The 18266-nt window shown below is 55.3% G+C and carries 18 protein-coding genes; 9 read left to right on the forward strand and 9 right to left on the reverse strand.

The features are described from left to right. The 6 genes from KXG62_RS08985 to KXG62_RS09010 all read left to right on the forward strand — a co-directional run. On the forward strand, positions 1-1446 hold a 1446-nt coding region (locus KXG62_RS08985; protein WP_218091614.1), incomplete at its 5' end, for an autotransporter outer membrane beta-barrel domain-containing protein. Between the two features lie 96 nt (positions 1447-1542). Continuing rightward, positions 1543-2652 (forward strand): glycosyltransferase, encoded by a 1110-nt coding sequence (locus tag KXG62_RS08990; RefSeq protein ID WP_218091615.1) that lies wholly within the window; start codon positions 1543-1545, stop codon positions 2650-2652. A gap of 37 nt (positions 2653-2689) precedes the next feature. Further along, positions 2690-3739, forward strand: a complete 1050-nt coding sequence (locus tag KXG62_RS08995) for a glycosyltransferase (protein ID WP_218091616.1) — start codon at positions 2690-2692, stop codon at positions 3737-3739. A 281-nt stretch (positions 3740-4020) separates the two neighbouring features. Then, positions 4021-4500, forward strand: a complete 480-nt coding sequence (locus KXG62_RS09000) for a DUF2975 domain-containing protein (RefSeq protein WP_218091617.1) — start codon at positions 4021-4023, stop codon at positions 4498-4500. Between the two features lie 67 nt (positions 4501-4567). Beyond that, on the forward strand, positions 4568-5350 hold the full coding sequence (locus KXG62_RS09005) for a DUF817 domain-containing protein (RefSeq protein ID WP_425517338.1): 783 nt from the start codon (positions 4568-4570) through the stop codon (positions 5348-5350). 56 nt (positions 5351-5406) lie between these two features. Next, a complete protein-coding gene (locus KXG62_RS09010) occupies positions 5407-6348 on the forward strand; it encodes a LysR family transcriptional regulator (RefSeq protein ID WP_218091619.1) in 942 nt (313 codons plus the stop codon). A gap of 21 nt (positions 6349-6369) precedes the next feature. Here the strand turns inward: KXG62_RS09010 and KXG62_RS09015 are convergent, their stop codons facing one another. From KXG62_RS09015 to KXG62_RS09045, 7 genes are read right to left on the reverse strand one after another with little or no spacing between them, the layout of a single operon-like run. Then, complete coding sequence (locus tag KXG62_RS09015) at positions 6370-7107, reverse strand: ABC transporter ATP-binding protein (protein WP_218091620.1); 738 nt, start codon at positions 7105-7107, stop codon at positions 6370-6372. Positions 7108-7136: 29 nt separating this feature from the next. Then, positions 7137-8723 (reverse strand): ABC transporter permease subunit, encoded by a 1587-nt coding sequence (locus KXG62_RS09020; protein WP_218091621.1) that lies wholly within the window; start codon positions 8721-8723, stop codon positions 7137-7139. Further along, positions 8720-9712 carry an ABC transporter permease gene (locus KXG62_RS09025; RefSeq protein WP_218091622.1) on the reverse strand — a complete coding sequence of 331 codons (993 nt, stop codon included), beginning with the start codon at positions 9710-9712 and terminating at the stop codon, positions 8720-8722. The genes KXG62_RS09020 and KXG62_RS09025 overlap by 4 nt, the downstream gene beginning before the upstream one ends. Beyond that, complete coding sequence (locus KXG62_RS09030) at positions 9699-11339, reverse strand: ABC transporter substrate-binding protein (protein WP_246627366.1); 1641 nt, start codon at positions 11337-11339, stop codon at positions 9699-9701. The genes KXG62_RS09025 and KXG62_RS09030 overlap by 14 nt, the downstream gene beginning before the upstream one ends. After that, the gene (locus KXG62_RS09035; protein WP_246627367.1) at positions 11300-11986 is read right to left on the reverse strand and encodes a hypothetical protein; all 687 of its coding nucleotides are present in this window, start codon (positions 11984-11986) and stop codon (positions 11300-11302) included. Before KXG62_RS09035 ends, KXG62_RS09030 begins: the two co-directional genes overlap by 40 nt. Beyond that, positions 11983-12639, reverse strand: coding sequence for a phosphate starvation-inducible protein PhoH (locus KXG62_RS09040; RefSeq protein WP_218091623.1), 657 nt, complete (start codon positions 12637-12639; stop codon positions 11983-11985). The genes KXG62_RS09035 and KXG62_RS09040 overlap by 4 nt, the downstream gene beginning before the upstream one ends. Beyond that, entirely contained in the window at positions 12636-13163 is a 528-nt protein-coding gene (locus KXG62_RS09045; protein WP_218091624.1) for a hypothetical protein, read from the reverse strand. The genes KXG62_RS09040 and KXG62_RS09045 overlap by 4 nt, the downstream gene beginning before the upstream one ends. Positions 13164-13468: 305 nt before the next feature. Between KXG62_RS09045 and KXG62_RS09050 the strand changes: the two genes are divergently transcribed. Beyond that, positions 13469-13663, forward strand: coding sequence for a hypothetical protein (locus tag KXG62_RS09050; protein WP_218091625.1), 195 nt, complete (start codon positions 13469-13471; stop codon positions 13661-13663). Here KXG62_RS09050 and KXG62_RS09055 read toward each other — a convergent pair. Continuing rightward, complete coding sequence (locus tag KXG62_RS09055; RefSeq protein WP_218091626.1) at positions 13660-14682, reverse strand: DUF3231 family protein; 1023 nt, start codon at positions 14680-14682, stop codon at positions 13660-13662. The two genes, KXG62_RS09050 and KXG62_RS09055, sit on opposite strands and share 4 nt — an antisense overlap. Positions 14683-15019: 337 nt before the next feature. On the opposite strand from KXG62_RS09055, the gene KXG62_RS09060 reads away from it, so the two are divergent. Next, a complete protein-coding gene (locus KXG62_RS09060; protein WP_218091627.1) occupies positions 15020-16333 on the forward strand; it encodes an ABC transporter substrate-binding protein in 1314 nt (437 codons plus the stop codon). 98 nt (positions 16334-16431) lie between these two features. Here KXG62_RS09060 and KXG62_RS09065 read toward each other — a convergent pair whose 3' ends face one another. Next, positions 16432-17433, reverse strand: coding sequence for a DUF3231 family protein (locus KXG62_RS09065; RefSeq protein ID WP_218091628.1), 1002 nt, complete (start codon positions 17431-17433; stop codon positions 16432-16434). A 335-nt stretch (positions 17434-17768) separates the two neighbouring features. On the opposite strand from KXG62_RS09065, the gene KXG62_RS09070 reads away from it, so the two are divergent. After that, the gene (locus KXG62_RS09070) at positions 17769-18254 is read left to right on the forward strand and encodes a C40 family peptidase (RefSeq protein WP_218091824.1); all 486 of its coding nucleotides are present in this window, start codon (positions 17769-17771) and stop codon (positions 18252-18254) included. Positions 18255-18266: the final 12 nt, after the last annotated feature.

Consider the following 18266-nt stretch of genomic DNA (forward strand, 5'->3'; position numbering starts at 1 on the left):
GGTGTAACCGGAGCAACTGGTGTAACGGGAGCGACTGGTGTAACCGGAGCAACTGGAGTGACGGGAGCGACTGGAGTGACGGGAGCAACTGGAGTAACGGGAGCAACTGGAGTGACGGGAGCGACAGGTGTAACCGGAGCAACAGGTGTAACGGGAGCAACTGGAGTAACGGGAGCGACTGGAGTGACGGGAGCAACAGGCGTAACGGGAGCAACAGGCGTAACGGGAGCAACAGGCGTAACGGGAGCGACAGGAGTAACCGGAGCCGCAGGCGTCACCGGAGCAACAGGCGTAACGGGAGCGACAGGCGTAACTGGAGCAACAGGCGTAACGGGAGCGACAGGCGTAACTGGAGCAACAGGCGTAACCGGAGCAACTGGCGTAACGGGAGCGACAGGCGTAACTGGAGCAACAGGCGTAACGGGAGCGACAGGCGTAACTGGAGCAACAGGCGTAACCGGAGCAACTGGCGTAACGGGAGCTACTGGAGTGACGGGAGCGACAGGTGTAACCGGAGCAACAGGTGTAACCGGAGCAACAGGTGTAACCGGAGCAACAGGTGTAACCGGAGCAACAGGTGTAACCGGAGCGACAGGTGTAACCGGAGCAACTGGAGTCACCGGAGCGACTGGAGTGACGGGAGCGACAGGTGTAACCGGAGCAACTGGAGTCACCGGAGCGACTGGAGTGACGGGAGCGACAGGTGTAACCGGAGCAACTGGAGTAACGGGAGCGACTGGCGTAACGGGAGCGACGGGTATCACGGGAGCGACAGGTGTAACGGGAGCGACAGGAGTAACCGGAGCAACAGGTGTAACGGGAGCCACAGGTGTAACGGGAGCGACAGGTGTAACCGGAGCAACTGGAGTCACCGGAGTGACTGGAGCAACTGGAGCAACTGGAGTAACCGGAGCAACAGGCGTCACGGGAGCCACAGGCATCACCGGAGCGACAGGCATCACGGGGCCAACCGGCATCACCGGACCAACGGGTATCACGGGGCCAACCGGTACCACCGGGCCTACGGGTATAGCCGTACCATCCGCTTCTGCATTTACGTTTGTTAACGATCCAGGGCCGCATGGAATCACCCCCGTAGTAGGTACAGAGGTTACATTGGCCACAACCACAATCACTGTTGAACCGGGGAATGTACTTCAGATCCTTTATGCAACTTCAATAGAATGGACTGCAGACGCCGATAACGAAATTAGCCTTACGACAAGTATATATGTGAATGATGTATTACAAAATTCAAGAACCTATAGTACCTCATTCGCTAATGCATTTACGTTTAGCAGGCCAATGACAGATGTGTTTGGATATACAGTACCTGCAGCAACTACGAGCGCTACGGTCCAAGTACGAGTGACCATCAACAGTGCGGTTAATGTAACTTCTGCCGAGGGATTAAATACTGATTTAAGCGTTATATTGTTCGAATAGTCACTTTAGGCATTGCTGCCTAGTCTACAGAGAATGCTTTCCTTTTGGGGAGGCATTCTCCCCTTCTTTATTTTCATAATGAAAGGAATGAATATTATGATCACCATCAGCCTTTGCATGATTGTCAAGAACGAAGAAGAAGTTCTGGCGCGCTGCCTGGACAGTGCCAAAGACATCGTCGATGAGATTAACATTGTCGATACAGGTTCAACAGACCGCACTGTCGAAATCGCCCAACAGTATACGGACCGGATTTTTCATTTTCCATGGACCGGCAGCTTCTCGGAAGCGAGGAATCATGCTTTTACCTATGCGACGAAACAATATACGCTTTATTTGGACGCTGATGATGTGATTCTTGAAGAAGACCGTCAAAAATTTATGGAGCTTAAAAAAACAATGAATCCTTCGGTGGATTCTGTTTCCATGTTTTACAATGCAGGCATGGACGAATTTGGGAATGTCACCCTTCGCTATCGCCGCAACCGATTGGTCAAAACATCAAGGAATTTCCAATGGTGCGGAGAGGTACACAATTATCTAGATGTCAGCGGCTATATCATCAACTCCGATGTTGCCATCACACATAAGAAGACTCGGCATAAAGTGGGCCGGAATTTGAGCATCTATGAAACCAAGATCGCTCGAGGCGACACCTTCAGCCCGCGAGACTATTTTTACTACGGAAATGAATTAAGGGAGAACGGGCATTATGAAAAAGCCATTGAAAGCTACGAAAAAAATCTGCAGCTCAACGAAGGATGGGTCGAGGATAAAATCTATGCTTGTATCAACATGGCAGACTGCTACCGTTTTCTTGGGAATATGAAGCAAGAGCTTGCCGCCTTGTGCCAATCCTTCGATTACAGCAAGCCAAGAGCTGAAGTGGCAAGTCGGCTTGGTTATTATTTTTATCGTAAGAGGGATTATTCTACGGCTATATTCTGGTACGAACTAGCCACGCAGCTGCCAGCCGATACGAATCAATGGAGCTTCAGTTATCCGGCCTACTGGACCTGGTATCCTCACCTGCACTTGTGCGTTTGTTACTACCGTCTAGGCCAATATGAGAAGGCTTACGCCCATAACGAAGAGGCCAGAATATATCGGCCCAATGACCATAGCATTCTTCACAACAAAAAGCTGCTGGAGGAGAAGCTGGGAATCCCAGTCGCTCAAGGACAACCGCAGCAAGAGGGAGAATAAAATGAAGCCATGGATCCGCCGGGTACTCTTTATCCAAATGATACCGGATATTCGCACGAATAAAATCGCAAAGGCGCTGCGAGAGCAGGAGATCCAAACCGATCTCCTTTATGTAAGCATGCACCCCGCCGAGGTTTACAGAGGATACGAGCTCCCCTATACGAACATATATAGAATCAGAACGGTAAAAGAGATTGTGGATTTTGTAGAGCGAAGTCCATACGATATTGTCATCAGCTGCAACGAGCCGGATACGATCAGCGCTGCACTTGTGGGCTGCAGTAAGCCAATGATCCATGATTGCCACGACATGATGTCGCTTCGGGGGCATATCACGAATGATCAAGCTATTCTGGAGTTCATTGCGAACAAATACGCCACCGGGAATATATATGTAACGGAACGGGTGAAGGAGATCGCAATTCAAAAATTCGGTCTCGATAAAAAAACAGTATTCCTTCTCGACAATTATGTGCTCAAGGAGCAGCTGCCATCTGAAGCCTTCTCCAAGTTAAGCGATGGTGACGGTGAAATCCATTGTGTTTACCAGGGAGGGCTAACCAATCGCAGCGACCATCATCGGTTTATTGAACCGATGTTTTTACAGATGGCCCAGGAGCATATCCACGTTCATTTTTATACACCTTTTCAGAACGATTACTACAGGAGTCTTGAGGCCCAATCCGATTATTTGCATTGGGAAGGGACCAGAGAGCCCAACGAGCTGATTCGAGAGATGACCCGTTATGATGCGGGCTTGGTTCTCTTAAATGTCACTCCGCATAACCGGCAATTTCTGGACAGCACCTTTCCCAATAAGGCGTGGGATTATTTGGCGGCTGGACTTCCGATCTTGTGCAGCCATCTCACGGCGTTTACCCAGTTTATTGATTCTTACCCGGTCGGTGCGGTTTTAAATGATGCGCAAAGCTTTAGAGATCAGTTGCAGAAGGTAGCGTCTGTCTCTATCTCCAAAAACTTTCTAACGGAGCACGGGTTTACCATGGACGACCAAATCGCCGGATTACGTGCATACATGGAAGAGATCATCGTCATGCACACATCCCGGCATCGCACTTCGAGTTAGCAGCAACACACGTCGTCACCCGAAGCATTTCATGCCATTGCACTGCGGAACTGTCTTGCCAGACATGTGTTCGTGAGCGATCAAGACGTCTATCGCATCATGATAGACTGAACGACTTACGCGATGTCTGGCTCTAGACATCGCGCGGGCACGCGAGTGCATTCCTGCGGAGTATGTGGTTATAACAATAAAAACATAATAAAAATTAATAATTATTTATTGTTAATCGATAAATATCATGTTAGAATCAAAATTACGAAAACGTTAGTGAGGTGGTTCAAGTGAAACAGGTATCAACAGGTTTCCTTAAGGGCGTTGTTGTTTCCATTGGCATTGCCGCGCTGGCTTTAAGTGTCCTTTGGCTGCCAGGAGTCGCCGGCAGAGATGCGGAGGCGCATCCGGAGACAGCTTACTTGCAGTATCCCTTCTTGCTCTGTGCTTATCTGTTATCCATTCCTTTTTTTACCGCGTTGTACCAAACGTTTCAGCTGTTATGCTACATCGACGGGAACAAGGTTTTCTCGGTGCGGTCGGTGAAAGCTCTGAGGTACATAAGGTACTGCGCCATCCTCATCAGTATCGGTATTGCAGCGGGTATCACATTCGTCATGATGATGATCGACGATGACATTGCGGGCGTGGTTGGGCTGTCGCTCATGTGCACGTTTGCTTCCAGCGTGATCGCGACCTTTGCGGCCATGCTGCAAAAGCTGGTTCGAGACGCCATCGAGCTGCAATCGGAAAACGAATTAACGGTCTGAGGCAAAAGTAGGGCGGCGGTCAAGGCATCTAGGGCATAACGAGGAGGGAAGACCATTGAAGCCGATCATGCAACTGCTTCATTTTGGCTATCACCAGGCGATGAGCTGCCTATTCCCTGTTGCGATCTTTGGGACGCTGGCGCTGTCCAGCGTAGTGGAGGTGCCTTTCTTTTACCGTTACGACGCGATTCTTCTCATCCTGCTTGCAGTGCAGTTCCTCATGTACCGCAGCGGATTAGAGACGCGCGATGAACTGAAAGTGATCGGCGTATTTCATGGTATCGGATTGCTGCTGGAGATATACAAGGTAAAGATGGGATCATGGTCATACCCGGAACCGGGGTATACGAAGCTGCTCGGCGTACCGCTCTACAGCGGATTTATGTATGCAAGCGTAGCGAGCTTTATGTGCCAAATATGGCGGAGACTGAGGATGGAGTTGACGGGGTGGCCGGGGCTTGCGGCGGCGGGGCTGCTGGGAGGGGCCATCTACCTGAATTTTTTCACGCATCATTTCATTCCTGATTTGCGCTGGGGGTTGACCGTGCTTGTGCTCTTTGTGTTTTGGAGGACATGGATTATATTCCGTGTCCGGAGCGAGACGTACCGGATGCCTTTGACGGCTGCTTTTTTTATTGTAGGCTTTTTTATTTGGCTGGCCGAAAATATAGCGACATTCTTTAATGCTTGGCAATATCCTGACCAGCATCACGCGTGGAAGCTGGTTAGCTTCGGCAAAATCAGCTCGTGGTTCCTTCTCGTGATCATTAGCGTGATCATTGTCGCCCAGCTCAAACATGTCAAAGCGCGTCGTTACATAATTGACAATGAGAATCATTATCATTTATAATTTCCGTAACAACGTTGAACTGGCTACGTTTATTGCACAAGACGAGGTGACGTGATTTGAAGACGCTGGAACGGTTGGAGACCTTTCTGGTATTGGCCGAATGCGGTTCCTATACGGAAGCGGCCAAGCGGCTGTACTGCTCGCAGCCTACGATCAGCCATCATATTCAGCAGCTGGAGGATCAGTTTCACGCTGCATTATTTTACCGGAGCGGGAAGCAGCTGCGCTTGACGGAGCAGGGAGAGATCGTGCTCGACTACGCGAAGCGGCTGACCGGGCTCGTTCAGGAAGCTTCGCTGAAGGTCAAGCAATCGCTCAGCCGGCAGGAGCGGATCTTGTCCGTATACGTGAGCAATTACATCTCCGGCTGCTATTTTCGCGACATTTTATCGTACTATCATCGCACCTTTCCTGAGCAGCTTCTGGAAATTTATACGTATTGCTACGACGACCTGCGGCAATCGCTGCTGGAAGGCAAAACGAACCTGGCGTTTATGCCGATCTACCCGGAAGACGAGCAGCTTTTTGCCGGGTTCGACGTATTCCATCTGTTCGAGGAGGAGCTGGAGCTTGTCATCCCTGAGGGCCATCCTTGGGCAGAGCGCAAAACGCTCTATATCCGGGACTTGCAAGGGGTGACGGTGCTGCTGCCGCAAAGCCGGTACATCTGTCAGTACATTGAAGCGGAGCTGCGCCGGCTTGACGTGAAGGTGCGGTATTTGCAGATGAGCAACTTCAACATGATCAAGGAATCGGTCAAGGCCGGACTCGGGGTCGCGTTTCTGCCATCGGAAGTATACAAGGAGGAGAAGGGGCGCGGGGAGCTTGCGACCGTGCGCGTCTCCTCGCTTGCCATCCGGCGCAAGAACGGTTATGTGATCCGCAAGCAGAAGCAGCTTAGCGCGGAAGAGCAGGCTTTCTGCCGCGAGGTGGAGGCGTATTTCCGCAAGCGGCTGAGAAGCCGGAAGGCGGGCGCTCCGCTATCGCTTCTTTCCTGAATGCCGGCGGGCAAAGCCCGGCTAGGCGTAGGAGCATGCGGCGAGCAGCGCCCGCGTGTAGCTCGATTGGGGCTGCGACAGCACGCTGGCCGTATGCCCCGTCTCGACGACGGCGCCGTCCTTCATGACGGCGATGCGGTCGGCGAAGCCGGCAATCGTCTCCAGCCGGTGCGTAATGTACAGGACCGCCATGCGATGCTTCCGCTTGAGCGTTTGCAGCAAGGCGAGCATCTCCCGCTCCGTTCCCGGGTCGAGCGCCGACGTAATTTCGTCGGCGATCAGCAGCTTCGGCGTCATGGAAAGCGCCCGCGCAATCGCGATGCGCTGTTTCTGGCCTCCCGAGCATTCGTCCGGCCGACGGTCCAGCAGCTCGCGCGGCAGCCGGACCTGCTCGAGCAGGTCGCCGGCCCGTTTCCAGGCTTCGGCGCGCCCGGTCTTCCGCAGGATTAGCGGCTCGGCGACAATGTCGCGCACCTTCCAATAAGGGTTCATGGAACGGTCCGGGTTCTGGAACACGATCTGCACGTGAGGGCGGCTCGCCGCCTGACCGGGCGCTTCTCCCTGCCAATGAATCGAGCCTTCGGTCGGCTGCTGCAGCCCCACAACCATCTCGGCGAGTGTTGACTTGCCCGAGCCGCTTTCCCCGATGAGCGCAAATATTTCGTCCTCGCCTAGCGACAGCGTCACGTCGCGGACGGCAGTGAAGTCGCCGCCCCGATCAACGAACCGCTTCGTCACCTGCCGCAACTCCAATAACATCGTCGATCGCTCTCCTTCCGTACGTTTGGTTATCCTCCATTTGCCGTACGCGACACAGGCTGTCCTTGACCGGCCAGCCAACGCGCCTTGTCGGCTCCTTCCAGCAGATGGCCGTCTTCGATGACGATCATCTGATCCGCGTAATGAAGCGCCGCCTGCAGGTCATGCGTGACAAGCAGCAGCGTCATCTTGTATTCCTTCACCTTGCTGACAAGCAAATCCATAATCTCGCGCTTGATGATCGGATCCAGCGCGCCTGTCGGTTCGTCGGCGATCAAGACCGCCGGCTTGTTGATGAGCGCCAGCGCGATCAGCGCACGGCTCAGCATGCCGCCGCTCAGCTCGTGCGGATATTTGCCGAGCAGCCGCTCGTCGAGCTGCACCTCCCGCAGGGCGCGCGCCGCCGCTTCCCGTTTGTCGCGGGCAGCGCCGCCGCCTTGGATCGCTTCCGTCATCTGCGCGCCGATCGTCATGATCGGATCGAAGCTGGAGCGCGGATCCTGGAAGATGAACGCGGCGTCCGCCCACCGCTTCATCGCACCGCACGGCGCCGGGCCGTACAGGGGCTTGCCGGCGATGAACGCTTCGCCGGCGACGGCCTTATGGGGCACAAGGCCGTACAGCGTCGTTTTTCCCGAGCCGGATTCGCCGACGATGGCCGTAATGCTGCCTTTCGCCGCAGCGAGCGAGAGGGGATGCAGGATCGTCTTCGCGCCGTAGGCGACGCTCAGCCGCTGGGCGGCCACCGCAGCGTGCGCGTTCGAAGCCGGGATGGCCGCCGCCGGTTTCGCCGGGCGGCGGGGCCTGGCAGACTGAAATGCGGAACTGCGGGCGGTCTCGTGCTTTTCCCCCAGCAGGGCCAGCGCCACCGTGACGAGCAAAATCGCGAGGGCCGGCGGAAGCACGGTCCATTGCCATACGTCCGTCATCCACGTTTCGCTGCGAGCGAATGCTTCCTGCAGCATTTTGCCCCAGGAGGGCTGACTCGGATTCCCGATGCCTAGGAAGGACAAGCTCGCTTCCATCGCAACCGCCTGCTTGAAGGAAATAATGAATTTCGTCCGCAGCAAGGGCTTCAGGAAGGGGAGCAGGTGCTTGCGCAGCACGTAGACCGTTCCTCCGCGGTACAGCTGGGCCGCCTTGACGAACTCCCGCTCCCGGAGCGACAGCACCGAAGCCCGGATGAGCCTCATGTAGCCGGGCCAGGTGAGCAGGCCCAGCGTCAATATGAGCTGCCAGGCGCTGCCTCCCGTGAATGAGGCGACGATCAGCACGAGCAGCAGCGACGGGAGCGTGAGCAGCATGTTGGCGACGGCGTTCAGCACGGCGTCGAGCCGTCTGGAATAGCCGGCCAGCAGGCCGAGGCCGCCGCTCAGCGCCGTGCTGAGCACCGCGACGGCTACCCCGATGAGCAGCGTCGTGCGCGCGCCGTGTACGAGCCCGCTGTAGATGTCCTGCCCGAGCGCGTTGGTGCCGAGCCAGTGGGCGGCGGACGGTGCGGAGAACCGCTGGCCGTCCACCGCAAACGGCGCGTAGGCTGCCAGCATCGGACCGAAGACGGCCGCTGCGACGAAGATCAGCAGCATCAGGCCGCCGGCCGTTTGTGCCCGCTTCATGACGATTCCCCCCGAATCTGTGTACGAATGCGCGGATCGAGCCGCGGATAGAGCAGGTCGGCCGCCGCGTTCAGACACAGCACGACTGCCGTCATCATAAGGAACAGGCCGTGCAGCAGCGGATAGTCGCGAGCGAGAATCGCTTCCTGCAGCAGCTTGCCGACGCCCGGATAGGCGAAGACCGTCTCCGCCAGCACGGAGCCGGCCACAAGGCCGCCGATGCGCATGACGATGATCGTGACGAGCGGCAGCGCGGCGTTGCGGGCGACATGCTTGAGCAGGACGGCGCGTTCGCCGATCCCTTTGGCGGCGGCGAACTCGACGAACGGCTCCTGCCGAATGCGGATCGCTTCGTTGCGCATCAGCAAATACAGACTGGCCAGGCTGCCGGCGGTCAAGGTGATGACCGGCAGGACGGCATGCTTCGCCACGTCCGCGAACCGGTCGCCCCAGAACGCCGGCCGGTAGAAGGGCGTTTCCGCCCCGCCCAGCGGGAACAGGCTCCAGTGCACGGCGAAGGCGATCAGCAGCAGCATGCCGATGAGAAATTCCGGCACGGCGCTTAAGCCGAGCATGCCGAGAAACAGGCTGCGATCCGCTCGCCCGGGATGCTTCCACGCCGACAGCAGCCCGGCGAGCAGGCCGATGAGAATCGACAGCACGGTGGAGATGCCGACGATCAGCATCGTCCACGGCAGCCGGGCGATAATGATGTCCTGCACCGGCGCCTTGAAGCTGAAGGAGATGCCGAAGTCGAGGGTGAACACTCCCCGGATATAGGTGACGAACTGCTGCCACAGCGAATCGTTCAAATGATAATATTCCAGCATGGCCTGCTTCTGCGCTTCGGTCATGAACACGGCGCTGTCGTCGCTGCCGCTTATAAACTCGACCGGGCCCCCCGGCAGAAGCCGGGGAAGCCAGAAGTTGAGCAGAAGCACAAATACGAAGACGGCAAGGTATACGGCGACCTGCTTATTTACCCGCATGGATGAACGCAGCCTTGTTTTCCCACAGCGGAATGCCGTCCGCTATGCCGCCGTAGGTGTTGAAATAACCGCCGAACACGCTTTTTTTGAACAAGTAGTAGAACGGACGGTGATACAGCACGAGCGTCGGCAGCTCATCGGACAAAATATCTTGCAGCTTGTCGACGATCACTTTCCGCTTCGCCGGGTCCAGCTCTCCGGTCTGCTGAACGGCGAGCTTCTGGAATTCCGCGTTGTCGAACGTTTTGCCCCGGGCGGCCAGCGCATTGCTCGCCTTACCGAGGAACCAGAGCCGCAAGTAATCCGGGTCGCCGCTCAGTCCGATATGTCCGGTAATGGCCATATCGTATTTGTTCTCGCCCATGGCGGTGGCGAAGGCGGCCGCATCCGTCTGGCGTACATTCAGGGCGATGCCGACCTTCTTCAGCATTTCCACCATCATTTGCGCTTCCTGGGACGTGGAGGACACCATGACGCTCAGCTTCAGCGTATCCCGTACGCCGCTGTCATTCTTCTTATAGCCGAGCTCGTCGAGCAGCCGTTCCGCTTCCGACGTGCTGTAGTTGTACGTCTTGACCTTCGGGTTATACCATGGCGAGTCGGGCGGGATGATGCCGCCGCTGCCGGGAATCGGATCGCCGCCGGTCAGCTTCTGGGCCATCTCCTTGCGGTCGAGGGCATAAGCGATCGCCTGGCGCAGCCGCTTGTCCTTCAGCTGAGGATGGTCGAGATTGAACGTGACGCGCACGGCGCTGCCGGTCGGCGTGCTCTTGATGACGTCGAAGCCTTCCTTCTGCATTTGCTCGACCTCGGGATAACTGAATGTCATGATGCCGTCGACTTCGTTTTTCTTAAGCGAAAGAATTTTGTTGGCAGCGTTAATGTAGGCGACTTCCTGCACGAACACCTTGCCTTTGAAGAAGTCCGGATTGGCGCCGAACAAGTATTGTCCGGCTTTTTCGTCGAACTGCTTCAAAATGTACGGCCCGGTTCCTACGAGCGCGGAAGGGTCGCGGAATTCGGCCGGCTTGTCTACCTTTTCCCACACATGCTTCGGAATGATCGGCACGATGCCGACCAGATCGGTCAGGAACGGAGCGTACGGACTGTTCAGTGTAAATTCGACCGTATGCTCGCCGGTTTTGCGCACGTCCTTGATCTGCTCGACGTCACCGGTCCACATGAACGGATATTTTTTGTAATACGTGAAGCTGAACACGACGTCGTCGGCGGTGAACGGCTTGCCGTCATGCCACTTGACGCCTTGCTCCAGCTCGAACGTGTAAGTCAGTCCGTTGCTGGACACCTTCCACGATTTGGCGAGCCATGGGATGGTGCCGTTCGCATCTTTCCACGTCAGCGTATCGAACAGGAAGGAATTGCGCAGGAAGCCCCCCGGACCGGAGTTATTGAATGCGAACGGAGACGGATAACCGGCAGTCCCCCATACGAGACGAAGCATGGGCACTTGAGCGGGGGCGGCTGCGGAAGCTTTCTCCGCCTGCGCCGGAGGGGAGGCGGGGGAAGCGCTCTCCGGCTTGCTGCCGCCGTTGCCGCTGCAGGCGGCGACGCCCATCGCGAGGCAGCTTAATAAGAGCCACGAACCGAATTTCTTGCGGGATAACATGAAGCACACTCCTTATGTATGATGATAAAATAATGGGCCGGTTTCAGCTTTCCTTCCGCTAGCCAAGGGAGGAAGCCGTCAAGGAACCGCTCGGTCGCCGGCATGAAGTACGAGCCGTAATGGAATTCCGGGTCGAGCGTCGTCATGATGAGCGTGCCGGGCGTCGTAACCCGGTCGATATACAGAATCGCTCCGCCGTCCTCCAGGCGGATCAGCACGTCCGCGCCTTCCGGCGGCGAGAAGATGCCGTGGTAATGCCAGGTCGCGTCGTTCAGCGTAATGTAGCGGAACAGATCATGCTCGGGGCGGTTCAAGACAAGGCCGCTTCGCGCCTCCTTATCGAGCCACCACCAGAAGTTGGTCGGCCGGAATTCCCACTGATGCCCGTGGAGCAAGCCGTGATCCTGCGCGCCGAGGGCGACGATGATCCCGCCGCGTTCGGCGAAGGCTGCGATCTGCTCTTGCGACGACAGGAGAAGCCGCTCATGGAGCTGCGAAGGGATCAGCAGCACGTCGTACGGGTCCAGCGCCGTTCGATGAAGGTCCGGCAAGTAGATCAGGGTCTCCAGCCAGCGGCGGTACTTCGGTTCGTTGTACGTCCGGTGCTGGTGGGAGTTCCCGCCATACAATGCGGCGATTTTTCTCATAGCGCAGCCGTCCTTTCCGCAAGTCGCGCCGCTTCTTCGCGAATCCAGCGCATGAGCTGTCCGCGGATGCGGCCGCTCGTATTGACGCTGCCGCCGTATCCGAGCAAATGGTTGCCGGAATGGACGATGATCGTGCCGCTTGTGCTGTGCCGGTCGATATAAGTGATCGGCTCGCCGCCGGGCAGCGTCAGCAGCGCTTCGGCCCGCGGCGGCAGCGGGTGATGGCCCCGCGCGAAGAAGCCGGAGACGCCCTTGTTGAACGTCATGTCGTCCGGTAGCACGCCTTCGAAGATCGGATGCGCAGGCTCGCAGACCGATACCGCGTAGTCGCCGTGATGACGGATTGTTTTCGGTACGAACATCGATGCGCCGGGAATCCAGGGGCGGAACAGATGTCCGCTGAACAGCAGCACCTTGCCGCAGTTAAGAAACTGTTCGATCCGGTCCCTTTCCCGGTACAGCAGCTCCTGATCGGCGAACGGATCGACGACCAGGCACAGATGGGGCGACAAGTCATAATCGGGCAAGTCGTATAGATCGAGCAGCTTCGTATCGCTCGCAGCCGGATCGGCCTTCTGCCCGAAATAGCAGCCGCCGTCCAGCAGCAGGAAGTCGGCTGCCGGCGCGCTTGGGGTTGCGGGTGCGTCCGTCATCGAATTCTCCTTACGTACAGCAGCTCTTCGGCCGGCAAGGCCAAGGCGCGTTCGGACAAGGACAGCTTCAGCTCGTCGAATGCCGCGATATCGGCTTCCGTGAACGTTTGCTCACGGCCTTTTTTCAAATAATCGTAAAACACGGACGGAAGGAAATTTTCCTGCAGCACGACTTCCACGGCCGAGCCGTCATCGGTCGAGATGACGAACGCGTAGCTCTGCGGCCGGTGCGGATCGTATTGGCCTTGCGGGTACGCCGTATCGACCGTGTAAGCTCCGCGCGTAACTGCCCGCGTCACGAATTCGAAGGCGTCGCGGAAGCCGGGACCGGCATGGCCCGACAGGACGGAAATCGACTTTCGCTGCGGCGCTTCGCCGGTTCCGAACAGTTCGCCGAATGCGGCCTGCAGGCTGCGGAAGCCTACGGCGACGGCCATCAGCGCCAGACTGCCATGATATTTGCGAATGTCGGCAAAGCGGATTTCGAGTGTTTCTTTATTGTCTTTGATGCGAATGACGGACATGGAATTCACGCTCCTGCTGGGGTTGTTGTTGTCTATAACGTATCATAGTGTAATTGATAATGATTATCAATATCATAAAAACCCCCAGTATCGCAAAAAAGCGTGTACAGGCAAGCGTTTAAGGCTGTTTATTCAATTATTGAATCGATGACGTAAAAAAACCGAATAAAGCTCGGCATTCAGAATCGATGGCAAGCGGGAGCATGGTTTCGGTTTGGACATGGAGGAAAGGTCCGCGTCAGCGGAGAGCGGGAAGAGGAGGGGAATCGTTCATTCGCGGCCGCTTGGGAGGCAGGCAGCCTGCGATGCAATCGAATGGGAATGGGGAAGCCGGCCGTCCGGGAGCCGGAGCCGGGGAGGCCCGGGCCGGACGAAGGGAGGACTTGCCGAAGAAAGAAGCCGGATCGCCGTTCAGTGCGGCGTCCATTCGCAGCGCTTATCGCAGTAAGAAGAACAAGCGGGAACCAGGGATGGCTGCCGCTCGGAAATCTCTTCATTAGGATTGGCTTGCGGAAATCAAGGAGCTGCGTTTGGGCGCGTGCGGCGGCTCTTCCAGCCACCCGTGTTCGATCATTAAGGTGGCTCCGTCCTCCGCATAAGACGCAATCTCGGCGGCAAGTCTCACGTATTGTGCCGCCACATCCTTACGAGGGCTTGCCGCGGCGGCGGCGCCGTAATTTCCCGTACCGGCCGCGACAAGCAGCGACACGTGGAACAGCATTAATTTATCCGAGAAAGGCGCTTCTGTCGAAGTCGTAACATCACTGTCCCAGGTCATAGGAACGGGAAGATGCTCGTCCTTGAGGATTTTGGCAAAGACGTCCGTATGCTTGGCCGAGATGCCGGTTCCCCGTGCGAAATAGTCGCGAAGCTTCTGATTATGCACCACCTGACTGAATCCGAGCAGCAGCGTGCAGCCCAAGCCGTTGGTTTGCGCATTCGAAAACAAATGTGCGATTTCAATGGAAATCAGCGGCCGCTTCTCCACAAAGCCGAAAAACCCGCCCGACAAAAACCGCGTGTTCTCAACGAAGTGAACACTGTCCGGCGCAGTAATATACGGCGGGCGGATATAGAGGCCCTTGGACTGTAAAACCGCGGTAACAGCCTGGTCCAGCTCTACCGTTTGCAGCAAGCAACGATGGAAGAAGTCCCTTGCGTCTGAACGCGATGCCGACGTAAACGCCACTCCATACGTCGCTAATCCGACGGTAGCCATATTTTTGATGTAATACAGGAAAAAGCTGTCCGAGTACAGCCGCTTGGCGCTTAATCGAACATCTTCATCCGAGAAACCGTGGGGGATCGGGAAGTTTTCAGACTGGAACAGCTTCGACAATTGTTCAATGTGCGACTCGGTTATGCTTAACGCCAGTTCAATTACAGGCTTCGCTTCCGTGTCCTCAATCTTTGCCAGAAAATAGCTGATGACACATCGGGCCATCGTATCATTGATATAGGTTGCCCACAGTGTGCCCAGCTCGGTAGCGGTCAATCGAATGTGATGCGCGTTTTCCATCGTTGGGGTTCCTCCGTTTTGCGTTTTGATGTTATCTTTTCCTATTTCATGTAAATTGAATACAGCGACGCCTGAATGCAGCTTCAGATTCGAACGCGATGCCGTCGTCCAGCCGCATGCTTGGCAGTGAAAGGAAAAAGCCGTTGACACGTTTCGAAGGACTGTATATAATTAAAAACCAAGTAAACATATAGGAATTTCCTACCAGACCGCTGGAGGCCATGTTGAACCTGTCATCAGGTTTTATTTGGCCTCTTTTTTGTTTCATTATCGATCCGGCCCAAGGCGAATCCATTGCCACTAGGCCGTTAACTTTATGGGGGGGCTCAACATGTACATGAACACAAAAACGTTGCTGCTGTTTGCTTTGGCTGGCTTGTCTTTATCCGGATGCTCGGCGGCCGGAGCGAAGCTTTCCGCTTCCGAACCGTCCGCTCGCGCCGACATCGGGAGCGAACCGATTACGCTTCAAATATTTCAAGCAGGCGGCAGCATTTCCGACACCGAATTCAAGCGGTTGATTGCAGACCCTGTCCGCAAAAAGTACCCGAACGTTACGCTCGAACTCGTTCGGGAATCGGCGAACGCGAAGCGCGATCAGTTGATTACAAGCGGTACGTTTCCCGATTTGATCTTCACGTCCTCGCTTTCCATCGGCGGATTTCTCGATCTGGAGCTGATGAAAGATTTGCAGGAGCCGATCCGGAAGGCGAACGTCGATCTGAACAAGTTCGAACCGCGATCCATTAACGGGATCAAGGCGTACGGCAGCGGCGGACAAGTGTATGCGCTGCCGTTCTCGATCAATTTCGGCGCGTTATATTACAACAAGGATTTGTTCGACCGCGTCGGCGAGCCGTATCCGCAGGACGGCATCACCTGGGAGGAAACGCTCGGCATCGCAAAGAAGCTGGCCGTGAAAGACAACACGATCAAAGCGTTAGGCACTTCGGGCGTGACCAGAGATTATATATCGCTGCTGCTCCCTGTGGTCGATGCGAAAACGGAGAGGGCGGTACTGGCTACGGATGACTGGCGATGGATGCTGCAATTTCAAGAGAGCTTGAGCAAAATCCCCGATAACCGTTCGGCCAAAGGCGGCCGTGACGGATTCGTCAAAGATAAAACGATGGCGATGTACACCTCTTACGGGGCGCGGATCGGAGAGCTGGAAGAAGCGGAGCAAAGCGGGCAAGGCGTGAACTGGGATTTAACGACATTCCCCGTACGCCAGGAAACCAAGGTGCAGGGGATGGAAACCGAGTCGCACGTCCTGGCGGTCTCCGCTACGGCGAAACATCCGGAAACGGCGTTCGAGGTGATCCGTTTCTTGACGACGAGCGATGAGGTACAGACCCAAGTGGCCGGCATGGCCCGCATTTCGTCGCTGAAGGATGACAAATACAAGAAGGAGTTTGGTGCGAATGTCGCGGCGCTGAAAGGAAAAAACGTGCAGGCCATCTTCAAAAACAAATACGGTACGTCGCCGCTGCCTACCAAATATGATAGCATCGCGGAAAAAGCGGTCAGCGCCGCCTTGCAAAAAGTAAATAAAGGCGAAGCCGACATCAACAGCGCGCTGCGAGCCGCCGAAGAGGCGGCCAATAAGGAGATCGACTCCTTGAAGGCCGGAGACCAGACGCGCAAGTAGCGTGAGAAACCGCAAACGAAAGATGCACAGATATTCAATCGCCCCTGCCTCTCTATTCCGAGCAATAGAGGCAGGGGCGATCGTTGTTATATGTCCGCTTACACTTGCATTAATTTTCTTCGGTTCGGCGCCTGGGGCGGCTGTTCCAGCCATTCGCGTTCAATCATCAGGCTGAGCCCGTCATCGCCGTAGGCAAGCACTTCGGCCATAAATTTGGCGAGCTGCGCCGACAAATCTTTTCTGGTGCATACGGCGATGCTGTGTCCCAGCGTCGAGATCGCCGTGGATTGCAAGACATTCACCGTAAACAGCATGAGCTTGTCGGAAAAAGGAGACGTTGTAGACGCGGTCACTTCCATCGCGACCGGTACGGTGCCGAGCAAATCTTCGTTGAGCAGCAGCGTGTTGAACGTCTTGATCTGCTTTTCGGCCAAATGCTTGCCCTTCATCAAATACTTCTTGATGTGCTCGTCCTGCGTGACCTGCAGGAAACCTGTCAGCAGCAGCAGACCAAAATAGTTTCTTTCAATATTGAAAAATATTTCGGTCAGCTCGAGTGCGTTCAGAGGGCGCTGCTCCCCGAGCCACCCGCTCATATAAGACGCCTTCTCTACGAATGCGACGGATTCCGGATAAGGAATTTTGGGAGGCCGGTCGTACACGCCTTTGCTCTGCATAAGGTTTACAGCGTTTTGGTACAGCTCCGCCGATTGCTGCAGCGCCTTGGCATAAAAGTCCAGGACATCCTTGCGAGCGAGGGTGGAGTACATGCTGCCATAGGAAATGAGCCCAATTCTGCTCATTCCGTATACATGGCCTAACGCATACAAGTCGGTAAACAGCGGAGGCGCCGACAAATGCAAATCTTCATCCGAAAACGCTTTCGGCAATGGAAACTGCTCCTGCTGAAACAGAGACCGGATTGTCTGGATATGAGACTCTCCGATGTTCAGCGCGTCTTGCACGATCGGCCGAATCTCGGCATCCTGCAAGACGTTCATAAAATGCTTCAGGAAACAAACCGAAGCGCAGTCATTCATGTACGTTGTCCACAAAGCGGAAATTTCCGTTGATGACAGGCGATTGTTGTCCAAGGCCATTCCTCCAGAAAATACGATGTTCTCATATGTTTTCCAAAATGGCGTGAAATATCCTGCTGCCGCCTTACGGGCGAGCGAAGCCGGTTCGAATGCAAAAAAGGCCGCGCAATATGCCGCTGCAGCCGTGTCTCTGGTTATGAATGCGCTATTATACCAAACCGATGGGCGGGTTACAACAATAACTTGGAGGGGAAATTCTAATCGAATTTTCATAATTGCCAAACAATGTTGAAACGACCGGGAATTTGGCCCCATTGGTAAATTAACCTATTTTTAATAGGTGCTATACTGGGATCAAGCAAGGACAACAAGAATGACACCAGGAGGTCTTCATGATGTTAAAGCAAAAGTTTGTGAAACAAGCGGTTACGGTAGGCTTGAGTTTGTCTCTTCTATTTACAGGAGCTATGGTCATTCATCCCGGAGCAGCCCAGGCCAAGTCGCAGGTGGATAAAATTATTGATACCGGCGATGACTTTATGGGGGTTCGTTATAAATTCGGTGCTCCGTCAGGATCGGACAAAGTATTTGATTGCTCCTCGTTTATGCAATATATTTTCAAAGAACACGGCGTTAAGCTTCCCCGCGAATCGAGAGATCAAGCGAAGAAAGGGAAACACGTATCCCGCAGCAATTTGAAAAAAGGCGATCTCGTCTTCTTCTCTACCCGCAAATCGGGGAAAGGTAAAATCGGACATGTAGGCGTTTACATTGGGAACGGCAAAATTCTCCACACGTACGGCAAACCGGGCGTTACGATCTCCACCATCAAATCCGGCTGGTGGGACGATCATTACATTACGGCAAGACGCGTATTGTAATCCGGGCCAAAC

The organism is Paenibacillus solanacearum (assembly GCF_910593845.1).
Taxonomy (GTDB): Bacteria; Bacillota; Bacilli; order Paenibacillales; family NBRC-103111; genus Paenibacillus_G; species Paenibacillus_G solanacearum.

Excerpts from the sequence above, each read along its gene's own strand:
- KXG62_RS08990 (WP_218091615.1), top strand. The coding sequence starts at position 1,543 with ATGATCACCATCAGCCTTTGCATGATTGTCAAGAACGAAGAAGAAGTT.
- KXG62_RS08995 (WP_218091616.1), top strand. The coding sequence starts at position 2,690 with ATGATACCGGATATTCGCACGAATAAAATCGCAAAGGCGCTGCGAGAG.
- KXG62_RS09005 (WP_425517338.1), top strand. The coding sequence starts at position 4,568 with ATGCAACTGCTTCATTTTGGCTATCACCAGGCGATGAGCTGCCTATTC.
- KXG62_RS09015 (WP_218091620.1), bottom strand. The coding sequence starts at position 7,107 with ATGTTATTGGAGTTGCGGCAGGTGACGAAGCGGTTCGTTGATCGGGGC.
- KXG62_RS09020 (WP_218091621.1), bottom strand. The coding sequence starts at position 8,723 with ATGAAGCGGGCACAAACGGCCGGCGGCCTGATGCTGCTGATCTTCGTC.
- KXG62_RS09025 (WP_218091622.1), bottom strand. The coding sequence starts at position 9,712 with ATGCGGGTAAATAAGCAGGTCGCCGTATACCTTGCCGTCTTCGTATTT.
- KXG62_RS09030 (WP_246627366.1), bottom strand. The coding sequence starts at position 11,339 with ATGTTATCCCGCAAGAAATTCGGTTCGTGGCTCTTATTAAGCTGCCTC.
- KXG62_RS09035 (WP_246627367.1), bottom strand. The coding sequence starts at position 11,986 with ATGAGAAAAATCGCCGCATTGTATGGCGGGAACTCCCACCAGCACCGG.
- KXG62_RS09040 (WP_218091623.1), bottom strand. The coding sequence starts at position 12,639 with ATGACGGACGCACCCGCAACCCCAAGCGCGCCGGCAGCCGACTTCCTG.
- KXG62_RS09045 (WP_218091624.1), bottom strand. The coding sequence starts at position 13,163 with ATGTCCGTCATTCGCATCAAAGACAATAAAGAAACACTCGAAATCCGC.
- KXG62_RS09050 (WP_218091625.1), top strand. The coding sequence starts at position 13,469 with ATGCAATCGAATGGGAATGGGGAAGCCGGCCGTCCGGGAGCCGGAGCC.
- KXG62_RS09055 (WP_218091626.1), bottom strand. The coding sequence starts at position 14,682 with ATGGAAAACGCGCATCACATTCGATTGACCGCTACCGAGCTGGGCACA.
- KXG62_RS09060 (WP_218091627.1), top strand. The coding sequence starts at position 15,020 with ATGAACACAAAAACGTTGCTGCTGTTTGCTTTGGCTGGCTTGTCTTTA.
- KXG62_RS09065 (WP_218091628.1), bottom strand. The coding sequence starts at position 17,433 with ATGGCCTTGGACAACAATCGCCTGTCATCAACGGAAATTTCCGCTTTG.
- KXG62_RS09070 (WP_218091824.1), top strand. The coding sequence starts at position 17,769 with ATGTTAAAGCAAAAGTTTGTGAAACAAGCGGTTACGGTAGGCTTGAGT.